Below are 18658 nucleotides of genomic sequence, written 5' to 3'. Positions count from 1 at the left end.
TCCAGAGGTGGCCGGACGGATCGTCCGGCGCGCCGCGCGCCCCGCCTCGACCGGCCCGCGGCCGATCCGCCTGCCAGCGGTGATGAACGGGTCGAGGGCCTTGCGCAGGACGCCCGCGTTCTCGTCGGAGACGTCGATCGTGTACGCCACGCCGTCCAGGCTGAACTCGACGGTCCGATCGGCCTTTCCGCCGTCGAGGTCGTCGGTCAGAACGGTGATTACTTTCCTTGCCATCGCCATTGCTCCCTGTGTCGGGCGGGGTGTGGCTAAGAGTTTGACGTATGGCGCGGCAATTTCGCAACAATACCGGACCTTCGCCATTCGGCGGGTCGGCTAATCCGCCCCGGAATGGCTCTCCCGGGCCTGTGTACGGCGGGGCGCGGCCGCGAATGAGTGGCGTGGGTCACAACCCGGAACAAGGGGTACGGTTTGTAACTTGAGTCTTACACGCTCAACCCAACGTGATAGCAGGTGTTCGATGGCAACTCTTCCGGTACTTCCCCTGACCGACGCAGTCCTGCTGCCGGGCATGGTCATCCCGGTGACCCTCGACCCGACCACCCAGGCCGCGGTCGACGCGGCCCGCGCCAGCGGCGACAAGAAGCTGCTCGCCGTGCCCCGCATCGACGGCGAGTACGGCTCCGTCGGCGTGATCGCCACCATCGAGAAGGTGGGTCGGCTGCCCAGCGGCGAGCCGGCCGCCGTGGTCCGTGGCCTCGCCCGGGCCCGGATCGGCTCCGGTGTGCCCGGACCGGGCGCCGCCCTCTGGGTCGAGGCGGCCGAACTCGACGAACCCGCCCCGGCCGGCCGGGCCCGGGAACTCGCCCGCGAGTACCGCGCGCTGATGACCTCGGTCCTCCAGCAGCGCGGCGCCTGGCAGGTCATCGACGCCATGGAGCGGATGACCGACCTGTCCGAGCTGGCCGACGCGGCCGGCTACGCGCCCTGGCTCAGCCTGGCGCAGAAGACCGAACTGCTCGCCGCGCCCGACGTCACCGCCCGGCTGGAACTGCTGGTCGGCTGGGTGAAGGACCACCTGGCCGAGCAGGAGGTCACCGAGCAGATCAACAGCGACGTCCGGGAAGGCCTGGAGAAGTCCCAGCGGGAGTTCCTGCTCCGCCAGCAGCTCGCCGCGATCCGCAAGGAGCTCGGCGAGGACGAGCCGGACGGCTCCGCCGACTACCGCTCCCGGGTCGAGTCCGCCGACCTGCCCGAGAAGGTCCGCGAGGCGGCCCTGCGCGAGGTCGGCAAGCTCGAGCGAGCCAGCGACGCCTCGCCGGAGGCCGGCTGGATCCGTACCTGGCTGGACACGGTGCTGGAGATGCCGTGGAACACGCGTACCGAGGACAACACCGACCTGGCCGCGGCCCGCGCGGTGCTCGACGCCGACCACGCCGGCCTGGCCGACGTGAAGGACCGCATCCTGGAATACCTGGCGGTGCGCAACCGGCGCGCGGAGCGCAACCTCGGCGTGGTCGGCGGACGCGGCTCCGGCGCGGTGCTCGCCCTGGCCGGCCCGCCCGGCGTCGGCAAGACCAGCCTCGGCGAGTCGATCGCCCGGGCCCTCGGGCGCAACTTCGTCCGGGTCTCCCTCGGCGGCGTCCGCGACGAGGCGGAGATCCGCGGCCACCGGCGCACCTACGTCGGCGCGCTGCCCGGCCGGATCGTCCGCGCCCTGCGCGAGGCCGGTTCGATGAACCCGGTCGTGCTCCTCGACGAGGTCGACAAGCTGGCCGTCGGCTATGCCGGCGACCCGGCGGCGGCCCTGCTGGAGGTGCTCGACCCGGCGCAGAACCACACCTTCCGGGACCACTACCTCGAGGTCGACCTCGACCTGTCCGACGTGCTCTTCCTGGCCACCGCCAACGTGGTGGAGACCATCCCCGGCCCGCTGCTGGACCGGATGGAGCTGGTCACCCTGGACGGCTACACCGAGGACGAGAAGGTGGCCATCGCCCGGGACCACCTGCTGTCTCGGCAGCGGGAGCGAGCGGGACTGACCGCTGACGAAGTGACGGTCGCCGACGAGGCCCTGGCCCGGATCGCCGGGGAGTACACCCGGGAGGCCGGCGTCCGGCAGCTCGAACGCGCGCTGGCCAAAATCCTGCGCAAGGTGGCCGTAACGCTGGCCGCGGACCCGACTCCGGTCCGGGTGGACACCGACAACCTGGCCCGCTACCTGGGCCGGCCGAGGTTCACCCCGGAGTCGGCGGAGCGGACCGCAGTGCCGGGCGTGGCCACCGGGCTGGCGGTGACCGGCGCCGGCGGCGACGTGCTCTTCATCGAGGCGACCAGCATGGAGGGCGAGCCGGGGCTGACCCTGACCGGCCAGCTCGGCGACGTGATGAAGGAGTCCGCGCACATCGCGCTGTCGTACCTGCGCTCCAACGGGCGGCGCCTCGGCATCGACCCGAACGCCCTGGCCGGGCGGCGGATCCACGTGCACTTCCCGGCGGGCGCGGTGCCCAAGGACGGCCCCAGCGCCGGCATCACCATGGTCACGGCGCTGGCGTCGCTGGTGACCGGCCGGCCCGTCCGTCCGGAGTTCGGGATGACCGGCGAGGTGACCCTCTCCGGCCGGGTGCTGCCCATCGGCGGCGTGAAGCAGAAGCTGCTCGCCGCCCACCGGGCCGGCCTGACCGAGGTGATCATCCCGAAGCGGAACGAGCCGGACCTCGACGACCTCCCCACCGAGGTGCGCGAGGCGCTGACCATCCACACCCTCGCCGACGTCGCCGACGTGCTCGCCCTGGCGCTGCGCCCCGCCGACGTCGACGCGGAGACCCTCGGCGGTCAGCCGCTCGCCGCGGCCTGAGCGCGGTCAGCGGGCGGGGTCCGAACAGGCCTTGCGCGCCGACGAGTTGCCCATCGACGGCGGCCCCTGACACCCACCGGGTGGCAGGGGCCGCTGCCGTCCGGTCCGCCGACCGACGATCACGCGACGCGGCCCAGCCCGAGTCGCCGCGCGCAGCGCCCCATCGCCTGGGAGAGCCGGGCCGGAGCGGAGCCGGGAGCGGGGATCCGGATCGGGCGGACCCGACCGTTGTGCAGGGCGGCGAACCGCCACCCGGCGGACGTACGGACGGCGACCAGGGTCTGCCGGGACAGTCGGCGTCGGGGCAGTCGGGACCGCCAGGGCATCAGTACCGAGCCGGTGCCGTGCACGATCGCCACGTCGGCGGTCAACAGGCGGATCGACTCCACCTGGCCGACCAGCGCCGACCCGGCGAGTACGCCGCGGAAGAGCCGGTCGTGCGCGTCCTGCATCGGTGCCCGACCGACCGCCCGGGTGCCGTCATAGGAGACGTAGTCCGAGTCCTCGGTGAAACAGGCGCCGTATGCAGCGGCGTCGTTGTCGGTCCAGGCCTGCAGCAGCCGGTCGAAGAGCTGCTGGATTGCCCTGCGGTCGTGCTCGGTCATGGCCACGCCTCCTGATACAGTTCGACTATCGAAATCTAAGCTAGCAGAAAGTTTCGAATGTCGAAAAGTGACCTGGCGTACCGGGTGGCCCGGGAGATCCGACTCCTCCAGCAGAGCTTCGACGCCTTCGACGAGGCGGCCGCAGCTCGGATCGGCGTCAACCGAACCGACCTACGGGCCCTGGATGTCGTCCTCGGTGCCGGACCGGTCACCGCGGGTGAGCTCGCCGCCGAGCTCCGGCTCAGCCCGGCGGCCACCACAACCGTCATCGACCGGCTGGAACGGGCCGGCCTGGTGGCGCGTACCCGGGACGCCGACAACCGGCGCCGGGTGCTCGTCGAGGCGACCGAGTCGGCCCGGGCCGCCGAACGGACGATCTATCGCCCGGTGGGGGAGGCCGGCCTGCGCGCCCTGGCCCGGTACGACAGCGGGCAGCTGGAGACGATCCTCGATTTCCTCTCGACCGCCCGGATCGTGCAGCAGGAACACGCCGAGCGAGTAGCCAGGGAAACGAGCCGCTGAAGCCACCCGGCCGGACCCGCCCGCCGCCCCCGGCCGGCCGTCAGCGGCGGTCGCGGCGCTCGCGGCGGTCGCCGCCGTCGATGTCACGATCCCGGCGTACGGTGGCCTTGCGGCCCTTGATGGTGCTGCCCCGCAGCCCCTGGATCACCTCGTCGGCGACCGCGTACGGCACCTCCACCAGGGAGAACCGGTCGGCGATCTCGATCGAGCCGATGTCCCGGCCGCTGACCCGGGTCTCCCCGGTGATCGCCCCGACCAGGTCCTGCGGCCGGACCCCGGCGCGCCGGCCGAGCCCGATGAAGACCTGCGTGGTGCCGCCCCCACGGGGGCGCCCACCGCGCCGCTCCCGGCCCTCGTACGCCGGTCGGGCCTCCCGGTGCGGTCGGACGGCGACCTGCGGGATCTCCTCCTCCTCGTCGGCCGTGCCCGGCAGGGTGGCCTCGTGCGCCAGCCGCACCGCGGCGAGCGCCACCTCCATCAGGTCGAACTCGTCGGTCAGCGACTCCACGATCGCCCGGACCGGCTCCAGGTCGTCCTCCAGCAGCGACTCCCGCAGCGCCGCCTGGGTCAGCTCCAGCCGCCGGGTCCGCAGGTCCGCCACCGTGGGGATCTTGTCGACGGAGATCCGCTGCCCGGTGACCCGCTCGATGGTCTTGAGCATCCGATGCTCGCGCGGCTCGGCGAGGGTGATCGCCACGCCCTCCCGGCCGGCCCGGCCCACCCGGCCGATCCGGTGCACGTACGACTCGGGGGCCGAGGGGACGTCGTAGTTGACCACATGGGTGAGCTGCTCGACGTCCAAGCCGCGGGCCGCCACGTCGGTGGCCACCAGCAGGTCGGCGGTGCCCGCCCGCAGCCGGCCCATCACCCGGTCCCGCTGCTCCTGGCTCATCCCGCCGTGCAGCGCCTCGGCCCGGTAACCCCGGCCGTTCATCGTCTCGGTGAGCCGGTCCACCTCCTCCCGACTGCGGCAGAACACGATCGCCGCGGTGGGCGACTCCACGTCCAGCACCCGGCCCAGCGCCGCCGGCTTGTGCGCCCGCGCCACCAGGTACGCGCTCTGCCGCACCCGGGGTGCCGCGCCGGCCACCGGCCGCTCCCGCTCGATCTGGATGCGCACCGGATCGGTCAGGTGCTGGCGGGCCAGCCCGTCGATACGGGCGGGCATGGTCGCCGAGAAGAGCACCGTCTGCCGTTCCGCCGGGGCGTGCTCCAGGATCGCCTCGATGTCCTCGGCGAAGCCCATGTCGAGCATCTCGTCCGCCTCGTCCAGCACCACGGTGGCGAGCGAACCCAACCGCAGGGTGCCCCGGGCGATGTGGTCCAACGCCCGGCCCGGCGTCGCCACCACCACGTCCACACCCAGGTCGAGCGCGCGCAATTGGCGGCCGATCGGCTGGCCGCCGTAGATCGGCAGGACCCGGGCGCCCAGATCCTTGCCGTACCGGTGGAACGCCTCGGAGACCTGCACCGCCAGCTCCCGGGTGGGCACCAGCACCAGCGCCACCGGATCGCCGCCGGTCCGCTCGTCCGGCATCCGCTGCAACAGCGGCAGGGCGAAGGCCGCCGTCTTGCCCGTACCGGTCGCCGCCTGGCCCAGCAGGTCCTCGCCGGCGAGCAGCGGCGGGATCGCCTCCCGCTGGATCGGCGTCGGCTCCTCGTAGCCGAGGGTGGCCAGCGCGTGCAGCAGCTCGGGGCGCAGCCCGAGGTCGGCGAACGTGCCCGGGTCGGCGTCGGCAGGGGTGGCGGGGCCGGTCGGCGTTGGTGCGGAACTCATGCCATAAGCCTTTCATCACCACCGACGGGCCGGCGCGGCGACCGGCACACCGGCGATCCGCTCACCCGTGCAGCAGGGCCAGCACCATGGTGATCCCCACCGCCGCGTCCAGCACCCCGCACCACTCCGCGTACGCCCGGGGAACCACCCGGCCGTTGCGGTGGTGCGCCAGGTCCCAGGCGGCGTGCCCCAGCCAGCCGGCGGCCACCAGCGCGCCGGCGACGCCGTCCGGCCCCGCCAGGGCGGCCGCCGCCAGCCCGCCCCAGCCGGCCAGCCCGGCGAGCTGGAGCGCGAGGACCCGCCGGTCGCGCCACTGCCGGCGTACGGTGCCGAGCAGCAGGTAGCCGGCCGGCAGCACCAGCAGCGTCCACGGGGCGAGCACGGCCGGGGCGAACCACAGGTCCAGCGTCATCAGCAGGGCCAGCCCGGTCGGCCACCGGCGCGCCAGGGCCACGACGACCGGGTGCCGGCGCGGCCGGGCCGGGGGCGCGTGGCGGTGGCGCAGCGCCACCAGCACCATCGCCGGCAGCATCAGCAGGTGGCCGCCGAGCGTCAGTCCGTGGTCCCCGAGCAGCCCGGCCCACCAGGGCGGGAGCAGCAGCAGGAACGGGACGTACATGGCGGCCACCATCTCCACGGTGGCCGCGCGTCCGTGACCCCGGTGCCACATCCAGGCGGCCATCCCGAGCGCCATGTCCGTCGCCATCAGCAGCGCCGCCACGTCCGCCCGGGCGAGGACGTCCCCGCCGCCCAGCACCGCCGCACCCGCCCGCCACACCGGGTCGAGCAGCAGCATGCCCACCAGCATCGCCGCGACCATCTCGGCGAGGTGCCGCGCCAGCCGTCGGCCGTCGTGGTCGGATCTCCGGGGTACGCGTGCCGTCGTCTCCGTCATGCCCTGACCGTGCCCGGACCGGCCGCCCGGGCGACAGGCGCGCAGCTCACGGAAAAGTCGTGCGATCCGCACGGTGCGGCCATGACATTCCGCGGGGTGAACCCGACGGGCATCGCACCTAGGATCGGCGGGCATGACGGCCCCGGCGCAACCGCTTCATCCCGGACTGGACGGGGGCCTGGCGGCTGGAGTCGAGGCGGCGGACCGCCGGCTGCGCCGGGCCCGGCAGCTCACCCTGGCGTCGCTGGCCACCAACCTCGGCGCCACCCTGCTGCTGCCGGGCGTCGGGCTGGCCCGCCAGCCGGACCCGGTCCGGCTGGCCGTCGGCGCGGTCGGGCTCCTCGCGTTCGTCGCCGCCCAGGCGGGTGTGGTCCACGCGGCGGTCACCCCCTGGCTCGCCGGCGACCGGCGGCGCCGCCGGCACGCCGCGCTGGCCGTGGCCGCCATGCTGAGCGTGCCGCTCGTCGGGCCGGTCGCCGCCGACACCTGGCCGACCTGGGCCTGGCTGGGCGCGTCACTGGTCGGGCTGTTCCCACTGCTGTTCCGGCCGGCGGCCGCCGCCGCCGGGGCGGCCGCGGTGCTCGCCGGCTCCGTCGCGCTGACCGGATGGGCGGGCCTGCCGGCGCGCGACTCCCTGCTGATCACCGGCGGCGTCGGTGCCGGGGTCGCCGCGGTCACCTGGGTGCAGGTGTGGTTCTGGGACCTGCTCGTCGAGGCGCGGCAGGGCCAGGCCGCCCGGGCCCGGCTGGCCGCCGCCGAGGAGCGGCTGCGCTTCGCCCGGGACGTGCACGACCTGCTCGGCCACGACCTCACGGTGATCGCGCTGAAGGCGGAACTGGCCGCCCGGCTCGCGCCGGTCGACGCCGCCCGCGCCGGCCGGGAGGCGGCCGAGGTGCAGCGGCTCGCCGGGTCCGCCCTGCACCGGGTACGCGAGGCCGTGCACGGCTACCGGACCGTCGACCTCGCCGAGCAGGTGGCCGCGGTGGGTGAGGTGCTGCGTACCAGCGGGGTGCGCTGCACCGTGGTGCCGCCCGACGGTGACCTGCCCGCGGCGGTCGCCGCCGACCTGGCCGCCGTGCTGCGGGAGGCCGGGACGAACGTGCTGCGGCACAGCCGGGCCGACTGGTGCCGGATCGAGATCACCCGGGAGGACGGCCTGGTGACGATGACCGTACGCAACGACGGCGCCGGCGGCGCCGGCCCGGACGAGCGCAGCGGCGGCCTGCGCGGGCTGGCCGACCGGCTCGCCCCGGCCGGCGGCACCGTGCGCACCCGTACCGAGGACGGGGTGTTCAGCCTCGTGGCCACCCTGCCGGTGCCCTCGTGATCCGGGTGCTGCTCGCCGACGACGAGGAGCTGATCCGGCTCGCCCTCGCGGCCCTGCTGGACCTGGAGCCGGACCTCGAGGTCGTCGCGCACGCCGCCGACGGCCGCGCCGCCGTGACGGCCGCGCTGGCGCACCGACCGGACGTGGCCGTGCTGGACCTGGAGATGCCGCCGCCCGGCGGGATCCAGGCCACCGCCGAACTCGCCCGCGTACTGCCCGGCTGCGCCGTGGTGATCCTGACCGGTCACGGCCGCCCCGGCCACCTGCGCCCGGCGCTGGCCGCCGGCGCCCGGGGGTTCCTGCCCAAGGGCGCACCCGGTGGGGCGCTCGCCGACGTGATCCGCCGGGTCCACTCCGGGGCCCGGTACGTCGACCCGGCGCTCGCCGCCGACGCGCTGGCCCTGCCCGACTGTCCGTTGACCGGCCGGGAGCTGGAGACCCTGCGCCTGGCCGAGTACGGCACCCCGGTCGCGGTGATCGCCCGGCGTACCCACCTGGCGGCCGGGACCGTGCGCAACCATCTCGCCGCCTGCGTGCAGAAGCTCGGCGCCGCCGACCGGGCCGAGGCGGTCCGGATCGCCCGCGAGGCCGGCTGGCTGTGAGCGCCTCAGCCCGCCTCGACCGGCACCCGCGCCTCCTCCGGCAACGCCGGACCGGCGTACGCCACCGGCGTGGGCGGCGGCCCCGGGCGCAGCTGTGCCAACTGCTCGGTGCTGAGCGCGTACACCACCCGGCCCAGTCCGGAGCGCTCGATGGCGGTGGCGCACATGCCGCAGGGCTGGCAGCTGGTGTACATCGTCGCGACGGCCGCCGCGTCGGCGGCCAGGTGCCGGGCCGCCCACCGGGCCAGCTTCAGCTCCGGATGGGCGGTGATGTCGTCGTCGGTGTGCTCGGTGTTGACCTCCTCGGCCAGCACCCGCCCGTCGGCGTCGACCAGCAACGAGCCGAACGGGCCGTCCCCGGCGTCCCGGGCGGCGACGGCAAGGGCGATGGCCCGGCGGAGGTGGCGTTCGTCGGTCTCGGTCAGCACGCTCATCCGGTGGGCATTCCCCACGGGGCGTCCCGACACACCGTCCGCGACTAGCCTGACGGCGTGCGTACGGTCGAACTGCTCTGCTCGCCGGAGCTGGAGGAGGCGGTACGGGCGGCCTGGCGGCGGCTGGCCGAGGCCGGGCTGCCCAGCCTGGCCCGCAACGCCCACCCCACCAACCGGCCGCATTTGACCCTCGCCTCGGTCGACGAGTTCCCACCCGGGGCCGAGCAGCGCCTCGCCGACCTCTGCGACGCGGCGCTGCCCCTGCCCGCCCGCCTCGACCGGGTGGCGGTGCTCGACGGGAGCGCCCCGCTGGTCTGGCTGGTCCGGCCCGCGCCGCAACTGCTCGCCCTGCACGGCGCGGTCTGGGACGTGCTCGCCGGGGCGCCCGGCCCGCGCCCGTGGCACCTGCCGGGGCGCTGGATCCCGCACCTGAGTCTGGCGCTGCGGTTCCGGGACGCCGACCGCCGCCGGGCCCGGGCGGTCGCCGGCATCGACCGCCCCGCCGGGGAGTTCGTGACGGCCCGCAGCTACGACAGCGACACCCGCGCCACCACCGGCCTGACCTCCGCCTGCCCACGCCCGGCCGGCTGAACCGGCAGGCCGGACGCGGCCGGGCGCGCCGGATCGTCCGGTCGGCGCCGAACCGTGCCCGTGTCAGCATGGGTGGATGACCAGCACCAGCACCGACGGCCGGCCCCTGGCCGGGCTCGCCGCGCTGCTCGCCGACCGCACCCGGGCCAGCTTCTGCCTGGCCCTGCTGGACGGGCGGGCCTGGACGGCGGGGGAACTGGCCCGGACCGCCGGCGTGGCGCCCTCCACGGCGAGCGATCACCTCACCCGGCTGGTGGACGGCGGGCTGCTGGTCGAGGAACGGCAGGGCCGGCACCGGTACGTCCGCCTCGCCGGCCCGTCGGTGGCCCAGCTCATCGAGGACCTGGCCGGGCACGCGCCCGCTGCGCCAGCCCCGCCCCGCACGCTGCGCGCCGCGTCGGCCGGCGTCGCGCTGGCGTACGCCCGGACCTGCTACGACCACCTGGCCGGCCGGCTCGGGGTGCTGATGCACGACGCGCTGCTGGACCGCGGTGTGCTGGACCGGACGGGTGGCCTGGCGCTCACCCCGGCCGGCGTGGCGTGGCTGGCCGGGATCGGCGTGCCGGTCGAGCCGCTGCGGGCCGGCCGGCGGCCGCTGGTCCGCGACTGCCTGGACTGGACCGAGCGCCGCCCGCACCTGGCCGGAGCGCTCGGCGCGGCCCTCTGTGCCCGCTTCCTCGACCTCGGCTGGACGATACGCGGCACCGGCCGCGCGATCCGCCTCACCCCGGCCGGTCGCCCCGCCCTCGCCGCCGCCCTCGGCCTCGACCCCGCCACCCTGGCCCCGGTCCCCTCCCACCCCACGGGCCCCGCCCGCGCCTGACCCCACCCCACCCCGGCCCCCGTTGATCATGAAGTTGGCCGCGGTGATGGAGATCCACATCGCCGCCAACCTCATGATCAACCGAGGATCGGCGGGGTGCGGTGGGTGGGATGGTTCGGCGGGGGCCGAAGGGAGGCGGGCCTACGGTCGGGGGATGAGTTGGCCGTCGATGCCCGCCCCGCCCGACACACCTGCCTGTGGGCCGCCCGTACCCGTCGACGGCGGCTGGGTGGTCACCCGGCACGCCGACGTTCGTGCGGTGCTGACCGATCCGCGGTGCGTGGTGCCCGCCGCGCCGCGCTGGCCCTGGCCGCCGGGGTGGTCGACGTGCTGCGCCGCCGCTGCCATCCCTCCGACGCCGGCGTCCGGTACGCCCCGCACCCCACCCTTCGCGTTCCCACGAGCATCGAGGTGACCGTCCGATGAGCGACCATGCCGCGTTCCACGCCCTGCACCGGCCGGGCCGGCCGGTGCTGCTGCCCAACGCCTGGGACCACGCCTCCGCCGCCGCCCTCGCCGCCGCGGGGCACCCGGCGATCGGCACCACCAGCCTCGGGGTCGCCGCGGCCGGCGGCAAGCCGGACGGGACCGGCGCCACCCGGGTGGAGAACCTCGACCTCGCGCGGCGGCTGCGCGACCTGCCAGTGCTGCTCACCGTCGACGTCGAGGGCGGCTTCAGTGACGACCCGGGGGCCGTGGCCGACTACGTCGCCGAGTTGGCGGCCCTCGGGGTGGTCGGGGTGAACCTGGAGGACGGCCGGCCGGACGGCACTCTCGCGCCGCCGGAGCTGACCGCCGCCAAGGTCGCCGCGGTGAAGGCCGCCGCGCCGGCGCTCTTCGTCAACGCCCGGACCGACGCCTGGTGGCTGGGGGTGCCGGAGCCGTTGGACGAGGCCCTGCGGCGGGCCCGGGCGTACCGGGAGGCGGGCGCCGACGGGTTCTTCGTGCCCGGTGCGCCGGACGACACCATCGGGCTGCTGGCGGCCGAGGCCGGCCGACCGTTGAACGTGCTGCACCGGCCGGGCGGGCCGGACCTGGCCGCGCTGGGCCGGCTCGGGGTGGCCCGGGTCAGCACCGGCTCCCTGCTGTTCCGGGCCGCGCTGGGCGCGGCGCTGCACCTCGCCGACGCCGTCCGCGCCGGCCGGGACGCCGGCCTGCCCGCCGCGCCCTCGTACGCGTGGGTGCAGGACCTGACCGGGCGGTTAGGACACGGCCGCACCGTTGAGGCCCCTTAGAGGGGAGATAGGAGGATTGTTCGGAAGCACTCCGATTTTGGTGCTTACGGTGGGTCCAGGTGCAATCACGCCGTGTCCGCCTGGAGAGGGGACCCGATCATGCGAGTGCCCAGCCGAAGCCCCGGCCAGCAGCCCGGGCCCGCCGTCGCGCCGACCGCCCCCGCCCCCGCCCCCCCCCCCCCCCCCCCCCCCCTCCCCCCCCCCCCCCCCCCCCACCCCCCCCCCCCCCCCCCGCCGCCCCCGCCCCCCCCCCCCCCACCCCCGCACCCCCCCCCCCCCCGGGGAGGACGGACACGACCCCGGCGCCGGGGCCGCACCCCCCCTTCCCGACCGCCGGATCCTCCCCCCCCAGCGCCCCCGCAAGGTAAAAAACCCGCCGATCACCGGCGGCCAACTCCGCCCGCGCGGGAAGGATCGCGGCGAGGTGGCCCACGCCGTCGTACTCCTCGTCGCCGTCCTCGTCCTCGCTGTGCAGGTCAACGATCACGTGCGTGCGGGTCGCCCACGAACAGGCGGACTCCCCGACGCAGTACTCCGCGGCCGTGCCCGGGTCCAGCACCCCGACCGGCAACCGCAACGCGATCCGGTGCGTCCCCCAGTTCGCCAGATACAGGAACGCGTCGAAGTAGCGCTGCATCCACTCCCGCGGGTCACCCTTCAGGTCACCCCACCGGTAGTCGTTGACGAAACTCGATGAGGTGATCCGCCCGCGTCGACAACGCCCGCAGCTCCCGCTGCTGCGTGGCCGTCAACGGCCAGTCGACCGCCACTGAACCCCTTCGCCGAGCTGCGGATGATGACGTTGGATGTGTACGTAGGCCGGTTTGAGGATGACAGGGTCATGCCGGCGTAGCCGAGGAACAGCACCGGCCGGTCCAGGGGTGGCGCAAGGCCGGGCGCCCTCGGCATAGGCATTAGCGCGATCCCGGCAGATGACCTGCACGCCGGGGTGCCGCCTGAGACAAGCGGCGAGGGTGGCTGTTTCCTGGTCGGGTAACACGTCGACCGGCCGACGGCTATCGACGTCGACCAGCACAGCCGCATACCGGTGACCTTGGCGAAGCGCGAAATCAGCCAGGTGTGGCCGAGCCGCTCGACATCGTGCTGCCCGAGTACGACTGGGCCCGGCGCGGGGTCGTCGTGCTGTCGGCCGACGCCGCCGTCGGCCTGGGAACGCCGCTGGCCGCGCGGCAGTCGATCACGATCGGCCCGTGCACCGTCGTGGTGCTGGAGTCCACCTGACGCGACCCGCCGCATTGTTCTGGCGGCTCGCGCACGGGGCCGGTCCGGTTGGAGTCCGGGCCGGCCCCGTGCGGTGGGATGGTGTGCGTTACGGCGCGGGGACGCCGTCGAGGATGCCCACCGCGTCGGTGCCCGGGGTGACGACGAGCTTGCGGGTGAGGGTGTAGGAGCCACCCGCCGGCACGTCGACGTTGAACCGACTCATCACCCAGTTGCCGGCGGCGTAGACGTCGAAGGCGCTGGCCGGCGTGCCGTAGACGAGACCGAAGACCTGCGGGTCGGTGCCGGTCATGCCGATGTACGGCTTGGTCGGGGCGTACGCCGCCGTCGCACCCGGCGTCACGATGCCGGCGCCCGGGATGACGCTGGCCTGGCCGGCCGCGTCGTGGTCCATCGCGTCACCGGTCCACACTCTGAGTGGAGCCGAGCCGGAGTTGCTCAGTTCCGTCGAGACCGTGGCGAAGTTGTCGCCCGGCTTCATCGTGTACGTCGTCGTGGCCGTCAGACCCGTGAAGCTCTTGACCGGCCCGGACACCCGGACGACGGCCTTGTCGCCGGTCGCCTGGACGATCTGGACGTCGGTTGCCGCCACCGACCGGATGTCCCACGCGCTACCGCCGGTCGGCTGGGTCGCCGAGACGTAGGGCAGGTTGAACCAGTCGAACTGGTCGGCCATGCCGCGGACGGCGATGTCGACCGGCTTGCCGCGGGTGCCACCGGAGAGCTGCGAGTCGTTGTAGGTGTCGGCGATCGCCATCGAGAGCTTGTCGTTCTCGAGCATGACGTCGCCGTAGCCCGCCTCGACCAGACCCGCGCCGATCTGTTTGCCGTAGCTCGCCTCGACCGTGACCGGGCTCAGCGCGACGTCGGCGACGCCGCTGCCCGCCGCCGGTACGGTGACGCTGCCGGTGGCCGTCTGATAGCCCAGCTTGGACACCCGGACGTCGTAGTGACCGGTCGGGGCCTTGACGAGGTACTTGCCCTGGGCGTCGGTGCTCGTGGTCGCGACCACCGTGCCGGCCTGCTCGACGGCGACCCGGACATCGGAGACGGCGGCGCCGGCCGCGGTGATCGTGCCGGCTGCGCGAGCGGCGTCCGGGACGGCCGCGTCGTGCAGGTCGATCTCGTCGGCCCACGTCGCGATGTTGCGGGTGGGGTCGCCACCGGCGGTCGCGTAATCGGTCAGGTGGTAGAAGCTGAACTGCTTGGTGGCACCGGGCGCCATTGTGGCGTCGTAGTAGAGACCCTCGATGTAGCCGTATGCACCGACCGCGGTCGGCGTGTCCAGTGCCCACGCGAGACCGTGGGCGGCCTGGCCGTTGGTAGTGGCCGCGTCAGCACCGACGTAGACGTAGTTCCCGGTCCAGCCCGAGGTCTTCAGACCCGGGTTGATGCCGCTGAAGCCGGGGATCCGGCCGTTGTCGACCGAGCTGTCGGGGTCGATCATGTAGTTGAAGTAGCCCTGGTAGGCCGTTGTGCCGGTGTTGGTCAGCTTGACCGTCATCTTCACGATCGGAGCGTCGGGCAGGGTCTCGTAGCGGACCTGCGCCTTGATGGCCGGGTTCGCCCGGTACTGGCCGTTGCCGACGACGGCGGCGCCGTCGACTGTGAGGTCGGGCAGGTCGAGCTGGTCGTTCGGCCGGTCCCACGAGTCGGGCGGCGTGAGGCTCGGACGCAGCAGCATCTCGCCCCAGTCGAGGGTTTCGGCGCCGTTGGCGTCGTTGAGCATGAGGTCCGACAGCGCGCCCTGGCCCAGACCGCCGACGCCGTTGTTGCCGCCGACGCCGTTGTCGCCGGCGGCGTACGGCGTCACGGACGCCCGGATCTTGTCGTTGGCCAGGTAGTAGTACTCCTTGCCCGTGACGACGTCGGTGCGGGTGCTGCCGTTGCCGTAGTCCGGCGCGTACGTCGATCTGCCGGCGACCGGGTGGGTCACCTTGATCAGCTTCAGGTCGGCCGTCGCGTTGCCGGTGGTGCCGACCGTGACGCTGGCCGCCGAGCGTTCATCGGCGATCAGGCCGCGCTTGGCCGCCGTGACGGTCCAGGTCGACGCCGGCAGGCCGATCCGGTAGTGGCCTCGGGCGTCGGTGCTGGTCACCGCGGTGTCCTGACCGGCGGCGACGGCGGTGACCTTCGCGCCGGCGAGCGGAGCGCCCGTCTCCGGGTCGCTGACCGTGCCGGTCACGGTCGCCCAGCGCTGCGCGGACTCGCCGCCCGGCACGTAGGCGTAGAGGTTGCCGTCCCAGGCGCCCGTCACGATGGTGTTGCCGCTGACGGCCGGGCCAGCGCCTACCCAGGTGCCGATCTCGTGGCTCCACAGGATCTGGCCGGTGTCGGTGGCCAGGGCGTAGAACGTGCCGTTGTTGGCGCCGACAAGGAGCGTGTCGCCGGCCACGACCGGGCTGGACATGACGCCACCGTGGTAGATGTCGCCGGGCAGGACCCGCTCCCAGAAGACGTTGCCGGTCTGGGCGTCGAGGGCGACGACGGCTCCGCTCGGGAAGCCCATGTAGACGACGCCGTCCTTGACGGCCGCGGCGCTCGGGGTCGAGCTGCTCGAGACGAGCGAGGAGCGTGAGCTCCGGTAGGTCCACAGCGTCTTGCCGGTGTTGGCGTCACGGGCGGCGATGCCGTTGTTGGCGCCGATGAAGACCTTGCCCTCGGCGGCGGTAGGTACGCCGTCCTGCCAGCTGCCAAGCGACTCGGTGCCGGTCCACTTGCGGGCGCCGGTGGCCAGGTCGTAGGCGAGCACGCGGTCGGCGGTTTGGTTGCCGACGTACACGGTGCCGCCCATGACGGCGGGGGTGCCGTCGCTCATCTGGTTGCCCGACATCGGGGAGGCCCAGATCTCCTGGCCGGTCTTGGTGTCGAGCGCCTTCAGGACGCCCTGGCTGCCGATGCCGTAGCGGGTCTGGTACGGCCAGAGCACGGTGTGGCCGGAGACGGCCGGCGAGTAGTAGCCGTAGGTGCGCTGGTTGTTCGGCGCGGGGGCCTGCTCCGGGACCGCCTTCCACCGGAGCTTACCGGTGACTGCGTCGACGGCGTACAGCTCCGAGCCTAGGGTCGGGGCGAAGATCAGGCCGTCGCCGTAGGCGAGGCTGCCGTGGATCGACTGCGGCACCTCGAAGTTCCACAGCTCCTTGCCGTTCTTGAGCTGGACGGCGTGGATCCGGCTGTTGCCGTCGCCGTTCTCGTCGCGGGTGCCCGCGTAGACGACACCGTCGTGGATGACCGGCGAGCCGGTGAGGAAGGTGCCGCTGGTGCGGAAGCTCCAGGCCAGGCGGCGGCCGGCCTCCTGCGCCGGCGCGACACCGGAGTGGGCCTCGTTGCCGTGGTGCTGGTCCCAGTCACCGCCGGCGACCGGCTTGAGCGCCGGCTCGTCGGTGAGGGTGAAGTCCGCCGACTTGGTCCAGGTCTTGCCCGCCGCGTCGACCACCTTCACGTCGATACTGTGCTCACCGACCGTCTGCAGGCTGTCGGGCAGGTTGCTCTGCCAGGTGAACTCGCCGCTGTGGTGCAGCGGCATCCAGTTGTTGTCGCCGGCGATCCGGTAGCGCGCCGAGACGACCTCGTCGCCGGTGTCGTAGGCGTTGATCTGGATGCCCGGGAACTTCGCGGCCGGCACCTTCGAGCCCGGCGCGGGGCTGACGATGGTGAGGTGCTCGTTCTCGCCGTACATCCGGAACGGGTTGTCGAAGCCCGGACCCGCCATGTGGATGTAGCGGAAGCCGCGCGGCGCGTTGTCGATCGTGTAGGAGCTCGACACGGTCTGGATGTGCTTGGCGGTCGAGGCGAACGCCGAGTGGTTCTCGACGTGGTTGGAGTGCTCGTGGCCGACCAGGATCAGCTGCGCCTTGTAGTGCTCAAGCACGTCACCGAAGGCGTCGTACGTCGACGGCGAGCCGAACGGGACGTTCATCGGCTGGTGGGTGAGAACGACGACCTCGATGTCGTTGGTCGGGTCGTCGTCGAGCGGAACGCTCGCGGCGAGGTCGTCCTTGAGCCAGTTCAGCTCCTCGTCGAACGGCGCCGAGCCGTTGTTCTCCAGCACCACGAAGTGCCGGTTGCCGTAGTTGAACGAGTACCACTCCGGACCGACGTTCCTGCGATAGTTGTCGATCTTGTCCGCGTACGCCGACCCGCTCGCGTACTCGTGGTTGCCGACGGCCGGCCACACGCCGACGGCCGACTGCTGGGTGCCGCGACGATACGTGTCAAACTGCCCCTGGCTGGCGTCGTTGGTGAGGTCGCCGCTGACCGCGATGAAGCGCAGGTCGGTGCCCGTGGAGTTGATCTCGCGGATCTGGTCGGGCAGCTGTGCGTTGACGTGCGGGTCGGCGATGTTGGCCCAGGAGAAGGTGTCGCCGTCGGAGAGGTCGTCACGCACGAGCGCGAAGTCCGCGGTCGGCGTGGCGTCGTCGGCGAGCTGGCCGAGGTTGGCCCAGAACCTCGGCTCCTTGTACTGGTCCAGGCCGAACCGGTAGCCCCGCGGCTGGCCGGCCCACACGATGTCCGTCTTGCGACGGTCGGTGGAGATCGTCAGCGAGTAGGAGCCGTCGGCGGCGGTCGTGGTGGCGACCTTGCCGTCGGAGACGCGCACGCCGGCCAGGCCGACCTCGTCGGGGTTGCGCTGGCCGTCGCCGTTGACGTCGGCGTACACGACGCCGCTGACGGTGGCCTCCGGCGGGTCGATGGCGGTCGCCGCGTACGACGTGAGCGGGCCCACCACGACGCTGGCGGCGAGCCCCAGCGTGGTGATGTACAGGACGACGCGCAGGCGCGCGCGTGTCCAGGGGAACACGGACATCGGGATCCTTCAGGTGGGGGGCGAGAGGTGGGTGTCAGGTCAGGAGCGGGGAGCGTTCGACGAACCAGACCAGACCGGCACCGGCGACGGCGACGGTCGCCGCGACGGTGCCGAGCGTGAGGACGCGAGCGGCGACCGGCGTGGTCGCGGCCCTGCGCAGGAACAGCAGCGCCGGGAAGGCGAGCGCGACGATCGTCAAATGGGCGAGTTCGATGCCGACGTTGAAGGAGACCAGGTCGGCCAACGTCGAGGCCGACAGTGGCCCGTCGACGCTGAGCGCGCCCGCGAAGCCGAGCCCGTGCAGCAGCCCGAAGCCGAAGACCACGGGCAGCCGGTGGCTCGTCCTCGGCGAGAGCAGGTTGTCGACCGCGACGAACGCGATCGACAGCGCGATGAGCGGCTCGACGATCCACCCGGGCACGCTGACCCAGCCGATCGCGGCCAGCACCAGGGTCACCGAGTGTGCGATCGTGAAGGCCGTGGCGACCTCGACGACGTCGCGCAGCCGCTTCGCGCCCAGCAGCAGCGCCAGCAGGAACAGCACGTGGTCGAGCCCGAAGAACAGGTGCTCCGCCCCGAGCAGGACGAACCGCGGGATCTCGCTGAGCAGATCGGTGCGCCCCAACGTGACGCTGGTGTGGGCGGTGTCGAGCAACGTCGAACCGCGGCGGCCGTCGATGTCGTAGGCCACCATCGTGGTGGTGTCGTCGATGACGCCGTCGGAGGCGCGGAAGATGTCGCTGCGGACGGTGAGCGCGCCGGACGCCGGGCAGTCGTAGGCGAGCCCGACCCGCACCTTGCCGGAGTCGGCGAGTTCGACGCGGGCGTCGTCCTCAGCGGTGCACCCAATCGAGCCGCGGCTCAGCCGCAGCCGCCCGCCGACGTACGCCGCCACGTCGCTCGCGTGCGCGTCCAGCGAACTGCGCCGCACCTCGGTCGGCACGTCGGCGGCCGCGCCGTCCACGCCGACCGCGTCCGGTCTC

Annotated in this window: 17 protein-coding genes; 9 read left to right on the top strand and 8 right to left on the bottom strand. The window is 73.6% G+C overall.

Features of this window, described 5'->3' with window-relative positions; all coding sequences use genetic code 11:
• A partial coding sequence (locus FXF52_RS35865) for an Lsr2 family protein (RefSeq protein WP_148804072.1) occupies positions 1-234 on the bottom strand: 234 nt, incomplete at its 3' end.
• A 244-nt stretch (positions 235-478) separates the two neighbouring features.
• Here FXF52_RS35865 and lon point away from each other — a divergent pair.
• Positions 479-2815: an endopeptidase La gene (gene lon, locus FXF52_RS35860; protein WP_148804070.1), complete on the top strand. Its 2337-nt coding sequence runs from the start codon at positions 479-481 to the stop codon at positions 2813-2815.
• Between the two features lie 119 nt (positions 2816-2934).
• Here lon and FXF52_RS35855 read toward each other — a convergent pair whose 3' ends face one another.
• A complete protein-coding gene (locus FXF52_RS35855; protein WP_148804068.1) occupies positions 2935-3420 on the bottom strand; it encodes an SgcJ/EcaC family oxidoreductase in 486 nt (161 codons plus the stop codon).
• A gap of 57 nt (positions 3421-3477) precedes the next feature.
• Between FXF52_RS35855 and FXF52_RS35850 the strand changes: the two genes are divergently transcribed.
• Complete coding sequence (locus FXF52_RS35850; protein WP_148804066.1) at positions 3478-3942, top strand: MarR family winged helix-turn-helix transcriptional regulator; 465 nt, start codon at positions 3478-3480, stop codon at positions 3940-3942.
• A gap of 40 nt (positions 3943-3982) precedes the next feature.
• On the opposite strand, the gene FXF52_RS35845 is transcribed toward FXF52_RS35850, so the two are convergent.
• Complete coding sequence (locus FXF52_RS35845) at positions 3983-5719, bottom strand: DEAD/DEAH box helicase (RefSeq protein ID WP_148804064.1); 1737 nt, start codon at positions 5717-5719, stop codon at positions 3983-3985.
• Positions 5720-5780: 61 nt separating this feature from the next.
• Complete coding sequence (locus FXF52_RS35840) at positions 5781-6614, bottom strand: hypothetical protein (protein WP_148804062.1); 834 nt, start codon at positions 6612-6614, stop codon at positions 5781-5783.
• Between the two features lie 133 nt (positions 6615-6747).
• Between FXF52_RS35840 and FXF52_RS35835 the strand changes: the two genes are divergently transcribed.
• Together FXF52_RS35835 and FXF52_RS35830 are read left to right on the top strand one after the other, a co-directional pair.
• Complete coding sequence (locus tag FXF52_RS35835) at positions 6748-7941, top strand: sensor histidine kinase (protein WP_148804060.1); 1194 nt, start codon at positions 6748-6750, stop codon at positions 7939-7941.
• The gene (locus FXF52_RS35830) at positions 7938-8543 is read left to right on the top strand and encodes a DNA-binding response regulator (RefSeq protein ID WP_148804058.1); all 606 of its coding nucleotides are present in this window, start codon (positions 7938-7940) and stop codon (positions 8541-8543) included. Before FXF52_RS35835 ends, FXF52_RS35830 begins: the two co-directional genes overlap by 4 nt.
• A gap of 5 nt (positions 8544-8548) precedes the next feature.
• Here the strand turns inward: FXF52_RS35830 and FXF52_RS35825 are convergent, their stop codons facing one another.
• Complete coding sequence (locus FXF52_RS35825; protein WP_255472722.1) at positions 8549-8977, bottom strand: nucleoside deaminase; 429 nt, start codon at positions 8975-8977, stop codon at positions 8549-8551.
• A gap of 57 nt (positions 8978-9034) precedes the next feature.
• Between FXF52_RS35825 and FXF52_RS35820 the strand changes: the two genes are divergently transcribed.
• From FXF52_RS35820 to FXF52_RS35810, 4 genes are all read left to right on the top strand, one after another.
• Positions 9035-9568 (top strand): 2'-5' RNA ligase family protein, encoded by a 534-nt coding sequence (locus FXF52_RS35820; RefSeq protein ID WP_148804056.1) that lies wholly within the window; start codon positions 9035-9037, stop codon positions 9566-9568.
• A gap of 76 nt (positions 9569-9644) precedes the next feature.
• Positions 9645-10391, top strand: a complete 747-nt coding sequence (locus tag FXF52_RS35815; protein ID WP_148804054.1) for a helix-turn-helix transcriptional regulator — start codon at positions 9645-9647, stop codon at positions 10389-10391.
• Positions 10392-10667: 276 nt separating this feature from the next.
• On the top strand, positions 10668-10817 hold the full coding sequence (locus tag FXF52_RS42110; protein ID WP_187413916.1) for a hypothetical protein: 150 nt from the start codon (positions 10668-10670) through the stop codon (positions 10815-10817).
• Positions 10814-11626, top strand: coding sequence for an isocitrate lyase/phosphoenolpyruvate mutase family protein (locus FXF52_RS35810; protein WP_148804052.1), 813 nt, complete (start codon positions 10814-10816; stop codon positions 11624-11626). Before FXF52_RS42110 ends, FXF52_RS35810 begins: the two co-directional genes overlap by 4 nt.
• Positions 11627-12374: 748 nt before the next feature.
• On the opposite strand, the gene FXF52_RS35795 is transcribed toward FXF52_RS35810, so the two are convergent.
• Complete coding sequence (locus FXF52_RS35795; RefSeq protein ID WP_148804074.1) at positions 12375-12704, bottom strand: transposase; 330 nt, start codon at positions 12702-12704, stop codon at positions 12375-12377.
• Between the two features lie 2 nt (positions 12705-12706).
• On the opposite strand from FXF52_RS35795, the gene FXF52_RS42105 reads away from it, so the two are divergent.
• Entirely contained in the window at positions 12707-12868 is a 162-nt protein-coding gene (locus FXF52_RS42105; RefSeq protein ID WP_187413914.1) for a hypothetical protein, read from the top strand.
• Positions 12869-12956: 88 nt separating this feature from the next.
• Here FXF52_RS42105 and FXF52_RS35790 read toward each other — a convergent pair whose 3' ends face one another.
• On the bottom strand, positions 12957-17675 hold the full coding sequence (locus FXF52_RS35790) for a PQQ-binding-like beta-propeller repeat protein (RefSeq protein WP_148804050.1): 4719 nt from the start codon (positions 17673-17675) through the stop codon (positions 12957-12959).
• Between the two features lie 34 nt (positions 17676-17709).
• Positions 17710-18658, bottom strand: a 949-nt coding sequence (locus tag FXF52_RS35785; protein WP_148804048.1) for a HupE/UreJ family protein, incomplete at its 5' end; no start/stop codon positions are given.

Source organism: Micromonospora sp. MP36, from assembly GCF_008119785.1.
In the GTDB taxonomy this organism is placed as follows: Bacteria; Actinomycetota; Actinomycetes; order Mycobacteriales; family Micromonosporaceae; genus Micromonospora.
This window is presented reverse-complemented; position numbering and strand designations above follow the sequence as displayed.